The sequence below is a fragment of the Rhodococcus sp. YH3-3 genome, assembly GCF_001653035.1.
GTDB lineage: Bacteria > Actinomycetota > Actinomycetes > Mycobacteriales > Mycobacteriaceae > Rhodococcus_F > Rhodococcus_F qingshengii.
In genome coordinates this window covers 1,934,091-1,948,148 of the sequence record NZ_BCWH01000001.1, presented here as the reverse complement: position 1 = coordinate 1,948,148, position 14,058 = coordinate 1,934,091, and the positions used below count along the sequence as shown (strand labels likewise).

At 62.4% G+C, this 14,058-nt stretch carries 15 protein-coding genes and 2 riboswitches; of the genes, 3 read left to right on the top strand and 12 right to left on the bottom strand.

The genetic code is table 11. The features are described 5' to 3' along the window. Positions 1-24: 24 nt before the first annotated feature. From YH3_RS09110 to YH3_RS37285, 12 genes are all read right to left on the bottom strand, one after another. Positions 25-1,143: an LLM class flavin-dependent oxidoreductase gene (locus YH3_RS09110; protein ID WP_007726840.1), complete on the bottom strand. Its 1,119-nt coding sequence runs from the start codon at positions 1,141-1,143 to the stop codon at positions 25-27. Beyond that, on the bottom strand, positions 1,130-2,752 hold the full coding sequence (locus tag YH3_RS09105; protein ID WP_007726839.1) for an ABC transporter ATP-binding protein: 1,623 nt from the start codon (positions 2,750-2,752) through the stop codon (positions 1,130-1,132). Before YH3_RS09105 ends, YH3_RS09110 begins: the two co-directional genes overlap by 14 nt. Next, the gene (locus tag YH3_RS09100; RefSeq protein ID WP_064443280.1) at positions 2,749-3,639 is read right to left on the bottom strand and encodes an ABC transporter permease; all 891 of its coding nucleotides are present in this window, start codon (positions 3,637-3,639) and stop codon (positions 2,749-2,751) included. The genes YH3_RS09105 and YH3_RS09100 overlap by 4 nt, the downstream gene beginning before the upstream one ends. Further along, on the bottom strand, positions 3,632-4,630 hold the full coding sequence (locus tag YH3_RS09095) for an ABC transporter permease (RefSeq protein WP_003944382.1): 999 nt from the start codon (positions 4,628-4,630) through the stop codon (positions 3,632-3,634). The genes YH3_RS09100 and YH3_RS09095 overlap by 8 nt, the downstream gene beginning before the upstream one ends. A 2-nt stretch (positions 4,631-4,632) precedes the next feature. Then, positions 4,633-6,270, bottom strand: a complete 1,638-nt coding sequence (locus YH3_RS09090; RefSeq protein ID WP_003944291.1) for an ABC transporter substrate-binding protein — start codon at positions 6,268-6,270, stop codon at positions 4,633-4,635. A 137-nt stretch (positions 6,271-6,407) separates the two neighbouring features. Then, positions 6,408-6,497 carry a putative leader peptide gene (locus YH3_RS37290; RefSeq protein WP_310504006.1) on the bottom strand — a complete coding sequence of 30 codons (90 nt, stop codon included), beginning with the start codon at positions 6,495-6,497 and terminating at the stop codon, positions 6,408-6,410. An 8-nt stretch (positions 6,498-6,505) separates the two neighbouring features. Next, positions 6,506-6,600: riboswitch (SAM riboswitch) on the bottom strand. Between the two features lie 17 nt (positions 6,601-6,617). Continuing rightward, on the bottom strand, positions 6,618-7,208 hold the full coding sequence (locus YH3_RS09085) for a GNAT family N-acetyltransferase (RefSeq protein ID WP_054826010.1): 591 nt from the start codon (positions 7,206-7,208) through the stop codon (positions 6,618-6,620). Positions 7,209-7,216: 8 nt separating this feature from the next. After that, complete coding sequence (locus tag YH3_RS09080; RefSeq protein ID WP_064443279.1) at positions 7,217-8,326, bottom strand: FAD-dependent oxidoreductase; 1,110 nt, start codon at positions 8,324-8,326, stop codon at positions 7,217-7,219. A gap of 10 nt (positions 8,327-8,336) precedes the next feature. Continuing rightward, positions 8,337-9,308, bottom strand: coding sequence for an ABC transporter substrate-binding protein (locus tag YH3_RS09075; protein ID WP_007726832.1), 972 nt, complete (start codon positions 9,306-9,308; stop codon positions 8,337-8,339). Between the two features lie 34 nt (positions 9,309-9,342). Continuing rightward, positions 9,343-10,128 carry an amino acid ABC transporter ATP-binding protein gene (locus YH3_RS09070; RefSeq protein ID WP_020968833.1) on the bottom strand — a complete coding sequence of 262 codons (786 nt, stop codon included), beginning with the start codon at positions 10,126-10,128 and terminating at the stop codon, positions 9,343-9,345. Continuing rightward, entirely contained in the window at positions 10,125-11,099 is a 975-nt protein-coding gene (locus YH3_RS09065; protein WP_003944440.1) for an amino acid ABC transporter permease, read from the bottom strand. The genes YH3_RS09070 and YH3_RS09065 overlap by 4 nt, the downstream gene beginning before the upstream one ends. Positions 11,100-11,209: 110 nt before the next feature. After that, positions 11,210-11,287, bottom strand: coding sequence for a putative leader peptide (locus YH3_RS37285; RefSeq protein WP_350318888.1), 78 nt, complete (start codon positions 11,285-11,287; stop codon positions 11,210-11,212). A 7-nt stretch (positions 11,288-11,294) separates the two neighbouring features. After that, positions 11,295-11,389: riboswitch (SAM riboswitch) on the bottom strand. 199 nt (positions 11,390-11,588) lie between these two features. Here YH3_RS37285 and YH3_RS09060 point away from each other — a divergent pair. From YH3_RS09060 to YH3_RS09050, 3 genes are all read left to right on the top strand, one after another. Beyond that, positions 11,589-12,356, top strand: coding sequence for a sulfite exporter TauE/SafE family protein (locus YH3_RS09060; protein ID WP_003944404.1), 768 nt, complete (start codon positions 11,589-11,591; stop codon positions 12,354-12,356). Between the two features lie 37 nt (positions 12,357-12,393). Then, entirely contained in the window at positions 12,394-13,209 is an 816-nt protein-coding gene (locus YH3_RS09055; RefSeq protein ID WP_003944345.1) for an HAD-IIA family hydrolase, read from the top strand. Positions 13,210-13,499: 290 nt separating this feature from the next. Further along, positions 13,500-14,057, top strand: coding sequence for an alternate-type signal peptide domain-containing protein (locus YH3_RS09050; RefSeq protein ID WP_047269467.1), 558 nt, complete (start codon positions 13,500-13,502; stop codon positions 14,055-14,057). The last annotated feature ends 1 nt before the right edge of the window (position 14,058 follow it).

Sequence of the window (14,058 nt, the reverse complement as noted above, 5' to 3'; positions counted from 1 at the left end):
CGGTGTTCCTGTTCTCTGCTCGCGCTACGCGAACTGATTGACGGGCAACTCGAAACCCAACCGCTCGCGCAGCGTCGGGCCGGTAGTCGGTCGCGGATTGAGATTCGGCACCACGTCCGCCGCGATCTTCTCCACGGCGGCAGCCAAAGCCAAGGGACGCAGGACAACACCGTCGACCCCGGCCAGCCCACCGATCTCGCGAAGGAGGACAGTCAGGCCGGCACTGTCACCGCGATAGAACAGCGAGTGCGGGGCGTACGGCGCTCCCGCCCATTCCTCGAGTTCGGCCAGAGCGTCGTCGGCGGCTCCGCGATCAGCGCCGAGAAGCACGTCGACGTCGAGGAGAACCCTGACGCTGCGCCCGAGGGCAGCGGCATTCGCGTGGACCAGCTTGGCCGTGGCGTTGGCCACGCCGAGGTCGGTTGCCGAGATCCGAATCAGATCTCCGCGCGCAACAGCGAGCTCGCGTGCCTCCGGCCTGCTCGCGTCGACGGCGATCAGCGGCTGCCCCTGCGGGGAGCGCGGCGTGATGGACGGCCCTTTGACGGAAAAGTTCTTTCCCTCGAAGTCGATGTAGTGCAGCTTGTCTCGATCGATGAATCGTCCGCTCGCAGCGTCCCGTATCTCGGCGTCGTCCTCCCAGCTGTCCCACAGCCGACTGACCACCTCGACAGCCTCGGACGCTTCCTCCCACGCGGACTCGGGGCCCTGCACTGCCTTTCGGCCGAACAACGACGCCTGCTCAGCGGTGTCGGACACCGCGACCTGCCAGCCGGCCCGCCCCGCTGAGGAGTAGTCGATACTCGCGACGGCCTTGGAGATGTGGAACGGCTCGGTGTGCGTGACTGTCGCGGTGGGGATCAGGCCGATACGCGAGGTCACAGCACTCAGCCGCGCCGCAGTTGCCACCGCCTCCAATCTGCCCCGCACTGCGTGCTGGCCCTCGGATTGCAGTCCGAACGAGTCGGGGAGGAACGCCAGATCCACCCCACCCCGATCCGCGGCGGTCACCAGGTCCACCCAGTACGAGGGCGTGAACAGATCTTCGGCGCGCGAATCCTCGCGTCGCCAGGAGTACGGATGAGCTCCGGTTCCCTCGAATTCGAGGCCGACCAGGAATGCTCCGGAACTACGCTCGGACATGTTCGGCCTTTCGTGTCGAATGATCCCGCCCGGGGATCGCGTCGAGAAGTGTGCGTGTGTACTCGTTTCGGGGATTGTCGAAAATCTCGGTGGTAGTGCCGATTTCGAGCAATCGCCCGGCCTGCATGACGCCGACGACGTCGCTGATCTGGCGAACAACCGCAAGATCGTGGGAGATGAAGAGATAGGTCAGGCCCAGTTCGCGCTGCAACTCGTCGAGTAGCGCCAGAATCTGCGCTTGCACCGAGACGTCGAGAGCGGAGACGGGTTCGTCGAGAACGAGCAGGTCCGGCTTCAACGCGAGCGCACGAGCGATCGCCACCCGTTGACGCTGGCCGCCCGAGAGTTCGGCCGGTTTGCGGCTCAGAAACTGCTCGGGAAGTGCAACCTGATCGAGCAACTCTGCCGCACGAGTCTGCTGCTGGCTGCGTCCACCAACCTTGAAGGCCCGCAGCGGCTCCGCAACGATGTCCTGGACGGACAATTTCGGGTCTAGTGATGCATAGGGGTTCTGGTACACGAGCTGGATCTTTCGGCGCAGCTCGCGCAGATCGCTGCCCTTGACCTTCGTGATGTCGTGTCCGTCGAAGGAGATGGTGCCGGCATCCGCCTGCTCCAACCGCACGGCGATGCGCGCCGTGGTCGACTTGCCGGAGCCCGACTCCCCCACCAGCGACACCGTCTGACCCCTCGGAACAGTCAGCGACACTTCGTTCACCGCGGTGATCGAACTCCCGCGTCCGACGTTGAAGTGCTTGGTGATTCCCGTCAGGGTCAGCAGCGGGCTGGTGTCCTGGCGGACCGGGCGAACGACTGGTCCCGAGGACAGGCTCGGCGCAGAGCTCAGAAGTTTCTTCGTGTACTCGTCTCGCGGGTTGTCCAGAATATCTGCGGTGCGGCCGGATTCGACGATCCTGCCGCCCTGCATCACCAGGATCCGGTCCGCGCGGTCTGCGGCCACACCCAGGTCGTGCGTGATCAGGAGCACGGCGGCACCGGATTCGGCGATTCGCTCGTCCAAGTGGTCGAGGATGCGTCGTTGAACCGTGACGTCCAGAGCACTGGTCGGCTCGTCGGCGATGACGAGGGCCGGGTTCGCGACAAGCGCGATACCGATCAGAACTCGTTGCCGCATACCGCCGGAGAGCTCGTGTGGGTACTGGCGTGCTCGGATTTCCGGCCGGTCGATACCCGCACGCTCGAGCACCTCGACGGCGTCCAACCGGGCTTTGCGGCGGTCTGCGAGGCCATGGATCCGCAGGACTTCTGCAACCTGGTCGCCGATCCGGGTCACCGGGTTGAGCGAGGTCGTCGGATCCTGCGGCACCAAACCGATACGCGCGCCGCGGATTCGCTGCCACGCACGGTCGGAATACGAGTCGATCTGTTCACCCTCGAACTCGACGGTCCCGCCGGTGACGTGGCCACTGCCGGCGAGCAGACCCAATATCGCGTGGGCCGTGGTCGACTTACCGGAACCCGATTCCCCGACCACCGCAACTACTTCGCCCCGACCGACGGTGAAGCTCACACCGGATACCGCGGGCTCGGCGCCGTAGGCGATCTGTAAGTCGGTGACGGAAAGCAGCTGTTCTTCGGTCGTGCTCATCGCCGGTTGTTCCTTTCGATCTCGTGGCCGATACGGTGTGCCGAGATGACCACGGCGACAATCGCGAGACCGGGAAGTGTTGTCATCCACCAGGCATTGGCGAGGAAGTTACGCCCCTCGGATACCAGCGATCCCCATTCCGGGGTAGGCGGTACCGCGCCGAATCCCAAGAAGCTCAGTGCCGACACTGCAAGAACTGCCTGCCCGAACTCGACTGCGGACAGCGCGACCACGGGCGCGTACGAGTTGGGAAGCACGTGCCGACGCAGGACACCGAGCCACCGCACACCCGAACCGAACGCGGCCTCGACGTACTGAGCGCCGCGCACCCGCATCACTTCGGCACGCATCACTCGCGCAAAGTTCGCGACCATGCTGACGCCGACCGCGATGGCGACGTTGATGGTGCCGAAGCCGAGTGCGGTCACCAGTGCCAACGAGAGCAGCAGCGCCGGAATGGACAGCAGCACGTCGACGATACGCATCAGCACGGCGTCGACGACGCCACCGACAAAGCCCGCGAGCAAACCGATTATCGATCCCGCCACCAATGCGATTCCGACCGCCACCAAGGTTGCGGTCAGGGACAGCGCGGCGCCGTGCACGAACCGTGTGTACAGGTCACGACCGAGATTGTCGGTTCCGAACCAGTGAGCCAGGCTCGGGCCCTGCAGTTTGTCCGCCGGGACACCGGACAACGGATCGCCGCTGGCAAAGAATCCGGGTGCGACGGCAAAGCCGATGGCAAGCAACACGATCAACACCGGAATCACCAAGCCGGGCTTTCGGATCCAGCCGATGGCCGTGGACTTTCGGCGCGAAACAACAGGTGCCTTCGCCTCGACGGTCGGATCGAGGAGTAGGGGTTCGATCAATGTGTCAGACATGAGCCGGCTCCAGATCGGTCGAGCTTTCGGTATTCGACTTTTCGGTGTGACTCTTCTTCGTCTGGATGATCCGTGGATCTATCAAGGGGTAGAAGAGGTCGACCGCGAGGTTGACGAGCACGAACACGAGAGAGGCGAACACAACGACTCCCTGCACCACCGGGATGTCCTGCGCCATCACCGACGTCTGTGTCAGACGGCCGACGCCCGCGCGAGAGAACACCGTTTCCACAACCACCGAGCCCGCCAGCAGCGTGCCGACCAGTACACCGGCGATGGTGAATGCCGGAATGCTCGCCAGTCGCAACGCATGACGGGTCTGCACGCGCCAGCGGCTGGCGCCCTTGGCATACGCAGTCTCCACGTGCGGCGAACGCAGCGTCGACTGCAGGCTGGTCGTGAGTACCTGCGCGATCACCGCGCCGGTCGGGATCGCCAAGGTGATCGCCGGAAGAATCACCGTTGCGAATCCCTTGTCTCCGAATGCCGGGAAGATGTGCAGACGGAACGAGAAGAGTTGCAGAAGAATCAGGCCCACCCAGAAAGTGGGCACTGCCACACCCAGCGGCGGCAGCGAGAACAACAGATTCGCGAGCCACCGCTTGCGGGTGTAGGTAGCGAAGAACGCGATCGCCACTCCGAACAACACGGCCAGAACCAAAGCGGTGGTTGCCAAGACCAGAGTGCTCGGCAGCGCCGAGAAGATGGCATCCGTCACCGACTGACCGGTGGAGATGGACGTACCGAAATCGCCGCGAAGAGCATTCGTCAGCGACGTCCAGTACTGCACCCACACCGACTGGTCCAAGCCGTACCGTGCCCGAAGCTGATCGAGCGCAGCCTGATCCACTGCAACACCCTGACCGGACGAGTCGGCAGCCATGCTGACGGGATCACTGGGCAGGAGGAACAGAATCACGAACGAGATGGTGAAGGCGGCCCACAGAACCACTGCGGCCTGGCCCAGTCGGGTGAGTACGTATCGAGTCATGATTACTTACCCGACAACCATGCGTCGTAGAACTGCAGGCGCGAGGAGGCTTCGAAGTTCAGGTCCTGCACACTCGATCCGGCGCCGATGGCCTGCGAGAGCTCGATGGTGGGGATGGAGAGTCCACGGTCGAGGATCAATTCCTGTGCGGTGGATACCAGTTCGCCGCGTTGGCCGTTGTCCGTGGCTGCAAGCTGGTCTGTGAGTACCTTGTCGAGCTCCGGATCTGCGCCGCGACGGTTCAGGTTGCGGCCTTCGGTGCTGAACGATGCCCGCAAGATGTCGGCGTCCGCGCGAGTGCTGTTGTAATACAGCGAATCGTAATCACCCGATACTCCCTTCTCGGTCCATTCACCGTTCGAGACCAGGTTGAGCTGCAGGTCGACGCCGACCTTCTTGAGCTGCTGCTGCACGAGCTCGAGGATGGCCTGGTTACCCGAGAACACCGGACTGAAGGTGACGCTGAAAGTGAGCTTCTGCCCGTCCTTCTCGCGGATACCGTCGCTGCCGGTCTTCCAACCAGCCGCGTCGAGGAGTTTCGCCGACTTGTCGGCGTCGTACGTCACGACACTGGATTCGTCGCTGTAGAGCGGAGTGGTGTGAGCCAGCGGGCTCGTGGCCGGGAAGAACGACGGATCCAGAACGGTGTCGACGAGTTCTTGGCGGTTGATCGCGGGAATGATGGCCTGACGAACAGCCTGATCAGCGAGAACGCCGCGACTGACGTTGGGCTGGAAGAAGAAGCTCACACCCGGGTTCGGCCTTGTGAGGATTCGTCCACCCGCGCCCTCGATTTGCGGCGCATCCTGCGGAAGCGCATCGCTGACCGCATCGAGCTGGCCGGAGGCCACGCTGCCCGCCCGCACACCGGATTCGGGAACCACCGTGAAGTCGACGCCATCGAGGTACGCCTCGCCCTGATGCGCGACCGCATCCGAGGCCCAGTTGTATCCCGCACGCTTGGCGATCTTGACGCTCTTGTCCTGCTGCCAGTCGGTGTACACGAACGGTCCGGAGGCGATCACCGCTGCACCGGGGCAGCGCTGCTCGGATGCCAGCGCGGTGGTGGAATCGGCGAGGATTCCGAGCTGTGGTGTCGAAGTTGCCTGCAGGAACTGAACATTGGGTCCGGAGAAATTGATCTTCGCCGTGTGAGCATCTACGACGTCGGTACCGGTGTACGAGGACAGGTAACTCTTCGCCAACGACGCGTTCGGTCCCAGGTTCTTGACCGAGTCGAAGGTCTTCTTCACCGAATCCGCCGTCACCGGGGTGCCGTCGCTGAAGGTGGCGTCGTCGCGAAGGACGAACGTGAAGCTAGCGGCGTCGGGGCTGATCTCCCAGCTCTTGGCGAGCCACGGGGTGATCTCTCCGGTGTCGGGATTTTGATCGGTCAGCGAATCCACCACGGTCCGAGTGACATACACGGTCTGGTTACTGCCGGCCTGGGCCGGATCGGCGCACGTCGGCGCCTGCGACAGACCGTAGCGAAGGGTTCCGCCGGACTGGGCGGGGCCTGCGTCGGCAGCACTGTCACTCCCGCTGCTGCAGCCGGCGAGGACGGTGCCGAGAACCGAGACAGCACCGATACCGGCGATTACGGTCGCGCGTTTGCGGGCACCGAATGAGGGCGAAGACACCAAGAACTCCTAAAGAGGCATGCCGAAGAGCGCACCCGTCGCCTGAGACGAGAAAGGCGATCGAGCACGAATCACTTGTGAGAGAAGAGAAAACAGACTTGTCGACGACTCGCCTGAGTGTGAATGACTGACCGAGGTCAGTTGGTACAGAAAGATCCCGCGGTGCGGCACAGGTCTACGTGACGACGCGACCAGGCGGTATCGAAACCGCCTTCGACTGCCTTCATTTCGTGTTCCTCCATCGGTCCTGGCGGTAGCACCCGCACCCGATCACTCGGGGGGTTGCTGCGACTTCAATGAGCCAGGTCTCTCGGTCGCTCTGGATGGTCGTTCGCAAGTGTACGAGGTCAAACCCGGGTGTTGTCAACCCGGTCGGTAGGAATTGCTGCTCGAGTCACATTTTCGAGCACCCGAAGCTGCTTCTCGAACGGGTGGACGCCCACTTCTTCGGGCGAGAGCGAAGCGTCGTAAAGCGGTGTGTATCCACTGGACAGATACAGCGCGACGGCCTCGGGTTGCCGAGGGCCCGTCGTGAGAAACACCCGGTTGTATCCACGAAGTTCGATCTCTCGTTCCAACTCGCGAACGACGGCCTTGCCGAGGCCGCGCTTCCGATAGTCGACCGATGTCCAGATTCTCTTCAGTTCGGCAGTGGTGGAATCGAATTGACGAAACGCACCACCGGCGATCGGCAGACCGTCGTGGGTGAGCACCAGAAGCGCACCCTGCGGGTAGGCAAATTCTTCTGCCGGATACGTCGTGAGATCCTCGAGCATCGCTTCGCGAGTCCCGCCGTAACGCGAACTGTATTCGAGTGCCAACTCCGCGATCAGTGGAGCTGCCAAGGGATCGTCCTGCGATACCGAATAGACCTCTACCGCTCCGACACCCTCGAGCTGTCGAGTTCCGAGCTCCAGTGCCACAACACTTTCCTCCATGAATCTGGTCAACGCTCCCCCAGCCTGAAAACTTCCGGAGCGAGGGTGGTTCCGTCGACGAGGTCCGCCACAAGTTCACCCAAGGCCGGACCGAACTTGAACCCGTGCCCCGAGAATCCCGCCGCCACCGTGACGGCGCCGACTCGGTCGATGACGAAGTTACTGTCCGGCGTGCTCGTGTACAGGCACGTGATCGACTCGACACGGGTGGAATCGACGCCGGGCAACCACGACTCGGCGTACTGGGCCAATCGCCGCTCTCCGTCGACGTCAGGGGTGTAGTCACGGGTCTGCGGAGTCACCACCGGCCCGGTCGCGTGTTCGCCGATCTTGATCCCGTCCTCGGAACCGAGCCCGTAGATCCCCGCGGTCTCCAATTCTGCGCCGGTGTGGTGAACGAAACTCGGCCACTCGACTCCGGGATCGAGCGGTGCGAAGTGTGCTGGTTGTTCCTGTGTCGTGCGCAGTGTCGGCAATACGATCTCGGAGCCGAGACCGCTGTCTGCGATCAGGTCCGCAGTCCACGCACCGGCCGCGATCACGACCTGACGAGCTGCGAGCGTTCCACTGTCCGTCACCACGTCCACGCCGTAGGACGCTCGCGCGAGTGCCAACACCCGAACATCGTGACGGACCTCGGCACCGGCAAACACCGCTCCCGCCTTCAGAGCGGTCACGGCGCGGTCCGCGTGCAACCGGCCTGCGTCGGGGTGATGGAGCACCGTGGTGTCGAATCGCAGCCCCGGCCAACGGGCGGACGCCTCGGCAGGAGTGAGGATCTCACCCTTGATGCCCGCCTCGCGAAGTATCTTCGCCTTGGACTGCACTGCCTGCGGCAGGCCGTGATCGACGGCACCGGTGAGTTCCAGGAACCCGATGTCCGTCGTGGTCTCCAACTCCCGCCACAGCGGCAGCGCGCCGGCCGCCAAACCTGTGTACAGGTGATTGTCGTACGCCTGCCGGTAGATACGCGAAGTACCGTGCGACGCACCGTGCTTGTGACTCGGCCCGAACTGTTCCAGCTGAACTACGCTACGTCCGCGTGCCGCGAGCCGCCATGCGGCGGAGGACCCGACGAGTCCTCCGCCGATGACGATCACATCGAGAATCTCACTCATGGACGAGAGCTCACTTGGTCTTCGGAAGGCCGGGCGGGTTGATCAGGGACGTGTCGACGGCTTCGCTGGTGATGTTCCAGCGCTCGAGGATCTGCTGGTACGTGCCGTTCTCGATCGTGTGGTTGATCGCGTCGTTGATCGCCTTGATCAGGCCGTTGTCCTTCTTCACCAGCACCGCGATCTGCCCCTGCAGGGTGTCGCCGGCCCCGGAGAACTCACCGACAACCTCGGTCTCCCCCGACTGCTTGGCGTGGAACTGCGACGACGGGTTCGGGCCGAAGTAGGCGTCGATCCGGCCGGACTGCAGCGGGAGGTAGTAGTCGGTGGTGTTCTGGTAGTAGGAGATGTCGGTAGGCGCCAGGCCGGCCGCGACGTTCTGCTCACTCCACTTGACCAGCAGCGCTTCCTGATTGGTGCCCGAGGAGACGGCGATCTTCTTGCCCGCGACGTCCTTGGGTTCCTTGATGGAGATTCCGGCACCCTTCTTGGCTTCGAAGGCGAGGGTGTCGAGACGGTAGGTCGCGAAGTCGTACTTCTCCTTACGCTCTTCTGTGACAGTCACATTGGAGAGGAAGGCGTCGGCCTCACCGGAGTCGATCCGGACGAAGTTCTGTGCCCAATCTGCTGTCTGCAGGTCGACCTTCAAGCCGAGAACGTCACCGATCAGATAGGCGAAGTCGGTCTCGGAACCGATGAGGGTGGTGTCGTCGTCGGCGTAGAAACGGAGCGGCGGAGCGGAACCGGCACTACCGGTGACGCGCAGCGTGCCACGATCGCGGATGTCCTGAGGTAGCTCGGCGGCGATTGAATCCACCTTGTCGGTGGTGATGCGGTTCTGATCGGCCGTGAGGTTGTAACCCGCAGCAGCGGTGACCTGGGCGCCGTCGGACTCGGCGTCCGCGCTGCTGCATGCAGCGCTGAGCAATCCGACGGTGGCAAGCGCCGAGATCAGAAAAGTCGCGCGACGGGATGTGGAGAACATCAATTTTTCCTTCCGGGAATGAGTCTGGGTCGCGTCAGAGGACGCGGGAGAGAAAGGCTTTGGTCCGTTCGTGGACCGGATTGTCGATCACCTGCGAAGGCGGGCCCTGTTCGACGATGACGCCGCCGTCCATGAAGACCGCAGTGTCCGCCACTTCCCGAGCAAATCCGACCTCGTGTGTGACGATCACCAAGGTGGCGCCGTCACGGGCCAGCTGAGCCAGGACTTCGAGAACCTCGCCCACCAGTTCCGGGTCGAGCGCCGACGTCGGCTCGTCGAAGAGAATGACCGCCGGCCGCAGTGCCAGCGCTCGCGCTATCGCGACGCGCTGTTGCTGGCCACCGGAGAGTTGGCGGGGATACTCGTCCGCCTTGTCCCCCACTCCCACTCGCTCGAGCAATGCGCGGGCCTCGCGGTACACCTCGTCACGATCACGCTTCTGGGCCGAGAGCGGCGCTTCCACCACGTTTTCCAACGCGGTCAGGTGCGGAAACAGGTTGAAGTTCTGGAACACGAATCCGATGTGCGAACGCTGTTTCAGGATCTCGCGGTCACGCAGTTCGTGGAGTCGATTTCCCTTGCGCCGGTATCCGATCAGCTCTCCGTCGATCCGTACGGTTCCGCGGTCGACTTTTTCGAGGTGATTGAGGGTTCGCAGCAAGGTGGACTTACCGGAACCCGACGGACCGAGAATGACGGTCACTTCGCCCTTGCGGACCAGGAGATCAACGCCGGCAAGTACTTCCAGCGTGCCGAAGGACTTGTGAATTCCGCGCGCTTCGACGGCATACACCGTCTCTTCGGCCAGTTCTGCGGTCATCGGGTCGCACCTCTCGGAATATCGAGACGCGCATCGCGAATCTCTTCGAACTTCTTGCGCGCCTTCTGTACCGGAGTCAACGGAAGAGCACGGGCGGATCCTCGTGCATAGTGGCGCTCCACGTAGTACTGACCGATCGAGAGCAACGTCGTGAGGATGATGTACCAGATCGTGGCGACCATCAGCAGGGGCACGACTCGTCCGTTGCGTCCGAAGATGACCTGCACCTGGTAGAACAGTTCGGCGATTGCCATGGTGGAGACGATCGACGTTCCCTTGAAGAGTCCGATGACCTCGTTGGCGGCGTTGGGGAGGATCGCCCGCATTGCCTGCGGGAGAACGATCTTGAAGAACTGGCGACTGCGCGGAATGCCGAGCGAGTGAGCAGCTTCGATCTGACCGTGATCCACCGAGATGATTCCGGAGCGAATGATCTCGGCCGAGTATGCAGCCTGGTGCAGCGCCAAACCGATGACTGCCGCGGTGAATCCGCCGATCACACCGCTGACCTGGAAGGTGAAGAACTCGGGACCGAAAGGTATTCCGAGAGAAAGTGTCTGGTACAGGTAAGTGATGTTGAACCAGAAGAGCAACTGCACGATGAGTGGAATCGAGCGGAAGGCCCAGATGTAGGTCCAGGCGATCACCTGCAGGACCGGATTCTTCGACAACCGACCGAGTGCCAGGAAAACACCGAGACCGAACCCGAGGATCGTCCCCCACAGGGTCAGTTTGATCGTCATCCACAACGCGGCGAGCACTGATTTCGCGGTGAAGTACTGCGCGAACGTCGGCCAGTCCCAGCCGGGGTTGACGACGAGCCCGTGGATGAACTGAGCAAGCAGGACCAGCACGACCGCACTGATCACCCAGCGCAGCGGGTGCCAGGTGCGAGCGACGACAAGCTCCGAGTCGGGAAGTTGCGACTCGGACACCGACTTTTCGGGGCGGACATCGGTGGGCGCGCTCACGGCGCGCTACCTGACGGAGTGGACATCACGAATAGACCTTTCGGGGAAATGGGAACGCAGCTGTGTCCTCGAGTTGGTGCGCTCGAGTTGCGAAGACGACGAGAGTTCGGTCAGCGACAGTGACACGAAGCGGTGCGGCACAGATCGATGTGACGTCGCTTGTGCGCAGCGTGCGAAGTGGTACCCATGTGATGCCTTCCATCGGTCCTGGCGGTAGCACCCGCTCCCGATCACTCGGGGGGTTGCTGCGACGTCGACGAGCCAGGTCTCTCGGTCGCTCTGGATGGTGAGCAAAGACTAGACGCGAAATGTCGAGTCGTCAAATGTTGTATTTCCCTGCACTGCAAGGGAAATGAAGTGTCTACGATGTTGAAATCGCATTGATTTCAACGGTGTCCGAAGCCGCGTTCGGCGTGTTGAATGGAGCGTTCGAATGAAGACCGGGACCGCCGTCCGGACTGACTTTTCCTCTGCCGTACCGTCTGCGGAGTGAGTGGACTCGACGCTTTCTTCATCTTGTTGGCCGGTATCGGCGCGGGCGCGATCAACGCCGTGGTCGGCAGTGGAACGCTGATCACGTTTCCCACCCTGGTCGCCTTCGGCATGCCGCCCGTGACCGCAACCATGTCCAACGCGGTCGGGCTCGTCGCCGGCGGAGTTTCGGGTACCTGGGGCTACCGACGTGAGCTGTCCGGACAGTGGGATCGACTGAAGTGGCAGATTCCGGCGTCACTCGCCGGGGCACTACTCGGTTCGTGGTTGCTCATGCATCTACCCGAGAAACTGTTCGAGACCATCGTTCCGGTGCTGCTGGTCCTCGCTCTCGCGCTCGTCCTCCTCCAACCACGCATCCAGGCGTGGGCCAAGAAGCGTTCCACCGAAGAAACGACGCTGTCCACCAAGAGGCTGATGCTCCTGACCGCCGGCACTTTTGCAGTCGGCATCTACGGCGGGTACTTCACTGCCGCGCAGGGCATCCTTCTCATCGGTGTGATGGGTGCCATCCTCCCGGAAACCCTCCAGCGCATGAACGGCGCGAAGAACCTGCTGTCGCTGCTCGTCAACATCGTTGCAGCAGGGATGTACATCACTCTGGCATTCGATCAGATCAATTGGGCAGCAGCCGGTTTGATCGCCGTCGGCTCACTCGGTGGTGGCGTTCTCGGTGCCCGCTACGGACGGCGCCTGTCCCCCACTGCACTGCGCTACACGATTGTCGTCGTCGGCCTGATCGGACTGTGGCGCCTTCTCGCTTGACCGCCCACATCGGGCGCCACCCGCACATACTGGAGTAATGACCAGTACAGAAGATCAGACCGGTTGGACCTACCTCATGGACATGGACGGGGTTCTCGTCCACGAGGAGCACTTGATACCTGGAGCGGACACGTTCCTGGCAGAGCTGGCGTCGAACGACATCCCGTACATGGTGCTCACCAACAACTCCATCCGCACCCCGCGTGACCTGCGAGCACGCCTGCTCAATTCGGGACTCGACATCCCGGAGAAGTCGATCTGGACGTCAGCGCTCGCAACCGCGACGTTCCTGGCCAACCAGCGGCCGGGCGGCAGCGCCTACGTGGTCGGCGAATCGGGCCTGACCACTGCCCTGCACGACATCGGTTACGTCCTGACGGACAGCGACCCCGACTACGTCGTCCTCGGCGAGACGCGAACGTACTCCTTCGAGGCAATCACCACCGCCATTCGCCTGGTCGAGCGTGGATCGCGGTTCATCGCCACCAACCCGGACGCCACTGGACCGTCGCGAGACGGCTCGCTGCCGGCCACCGGCTCGGTCGCCGCTCTCATCACCAAGGCGACCGGACGCGATCCCTACTACGTCGGCAAGCCCAACGCCTTGATGATGCGCTCAGCCCTGCGGTCCATCGGCGCTCATTCCGCCAATACGTTGATGATCGGCGACCGCATGGACACCGACATCGTCTGTGGCCTCGAAGCCGGACTGCAGACGATTCTGGTGATGACCGGGATCTCGACCCGCGCGTCGGTAGAGCTCTATCCCTACCGCCCGACCATCGTCCTCGAGTCGGTCGCCGATCTTGTGGGAACAACAACCGATCCATTTCGTAGCAACACAAACAATTGATTCAAATTGCAAAACAAAACCGAAACTCGGTAATTAACTGGTAAAAAACAGCAGATTTGCCAGGTTCCGACTCGTCCGCTTTGTCCAACTGAACAAACCAACGGTTTTATTCGCACCAAACTTACAAACGAGTAGTTAGACGCAGGTCAAAGATCATTTCGACACCGAGTGACAGTTGGACTCCAGTCGTAAAATTGATTTTTCGAAAAGTGGTAACGAATCGTTTGCCGTGTCTGATACTCATGTCTGAATGGCCCCATTTCGGGTCCCAGACATGAAATGAGATTTTCATGAAGAAGCAGACCAAGGGTGCGATCGCTGCTGCGGCGGCCGGTGCTCTCCTCCTCGGCGGTGCCGGCTCGCTCGCAGTCTGGAGCGATTCGGCCGACGTCAGTGGCGGCGGGCCCGTCACGTCCGGCGCCCTCGACCTGAGCTCTTGCGCACCGGTCGGTGGCGGGTGGAACTCCCTCAACCCGACGAAGACCGCGATCACCAACATCTCGGCTTACCGAATAGTCACCACCGAGAGCATCGAATACACCTGCGACGTCACTGTGACCGCAGTGGGCGATCGTCTCGCGGCTGTTCTGACCGCTGATACGGCCGGAATCGTTCCGGGTGCGAACAGCGCCGAGCTTGCCGCTGCTGTCGTGCCCGTGACGACAATCAAGGACACTGGCGGCAACCCGATTTCGCAGATCACCAAAGCCCAGAACGGAACGATCGTCCACGTCGGAGTCCGGCTGAACTTCAACGAGGTGGCCAACCAGGTCGCGCAGAACCAGTCGCTGAACTTGTCGGCGATGAAGTTGGTCGTCACTCAGACAGCACTGACACCGGCCCCGTAAT

What these genes read in the sequence shown, in the direction of transcription:
- YH3_RS09055 (WP_003944345.1), top strand. Translation starts at nt 12,394, where the DNA reads ATGACCAGTACAGAAGATCAGACCGGTTGGACCTACCTCATGGACATG.
- YH3_RS09070 (WP_020968833.1), bottom strand. Translation starts at nt 10,128, where the DNA reads ATGACCGCAGAACTGGCCGAAGAGACGGTGTATGCCGTCGAAGCGCGC.
- YH3_RS37290 (WP_310504006.1), bottom strand. Translation starts at nt 6,497, where the DNA reads ATGAAGGCAGTCGAAGGCGGTTTCGATACCGCCTGGTCGCGTCGTCAC.
- YH3_RS09075 (WP_007726832.1), bottom strand. Translation starts at nt 9,308, where the DNA reads ATGTTCTCCACATCCCGTCGCGCGACTTTTCTGATCTCGGCGCTTGCC.
- YH3_RS09100 (WP_064443280.1), bottom strand. Translation starts at nt 3,639, where the DNA reads ATGTCTGACACATTGATCGAACCCCTACTCCTCGATCCGACCGTCGAG.
- YH3_RS09110 (WP_007726840.1), bottom strand. Translation starts at nt 1,143, where the DNA reads ATGTCCGAGCGTAGTTCCGGAGCATTCCTGGTCGGCCTCGAATTCGAG.
- YH3_RS37285 (WP_350318888.1), bottom strand. Translation starts at nt 11,287, where the DNA reads ATGGGTACCACTTCGCACGCTGCGCACAAGCGACGTCACATCGATCTG.
- YH3_RS09050 (WP_047269467.1), top strand. Translation starts at nt 13,500, where the DNA reads ATGAAGAAGCAGACCAAGGGTGCGATCGCTGCTGCGGCGGCCGGTGCT.
- YH3_RS09095 (WP_003944382.1), bottom strand. Translation starts at nt 4,630, where the DNA reads ATGACTCGATACGTACTCACCCGACTGGGCCAGGCCGCAGTGGTTCTG.
- YH3_RS09080 (WP_064443279.1), bottom strand. Translation starts at nt 8,326, where the DNA reads ATGAGTGAGATTCTCGATGTGATCGTCATCGGCGGAGGACTCGTCGGG.
- YH3_RS09105 (WP_007726839.1), bottom strand. Translation starts at nt 2,752, where the DNA reads ATGAGCACGACCGAAGAACAGCTGCTTTCCGTCACCGACTTACAGATC.
- YH3_RS09085 (WP_054826010.1), bottom strand. Translation starts at nt 7,208, where the DNA reads ATGGAGGAAAGTGTTGTGGCACTGGAGCTCGGAACTCGACAGCTCGAG.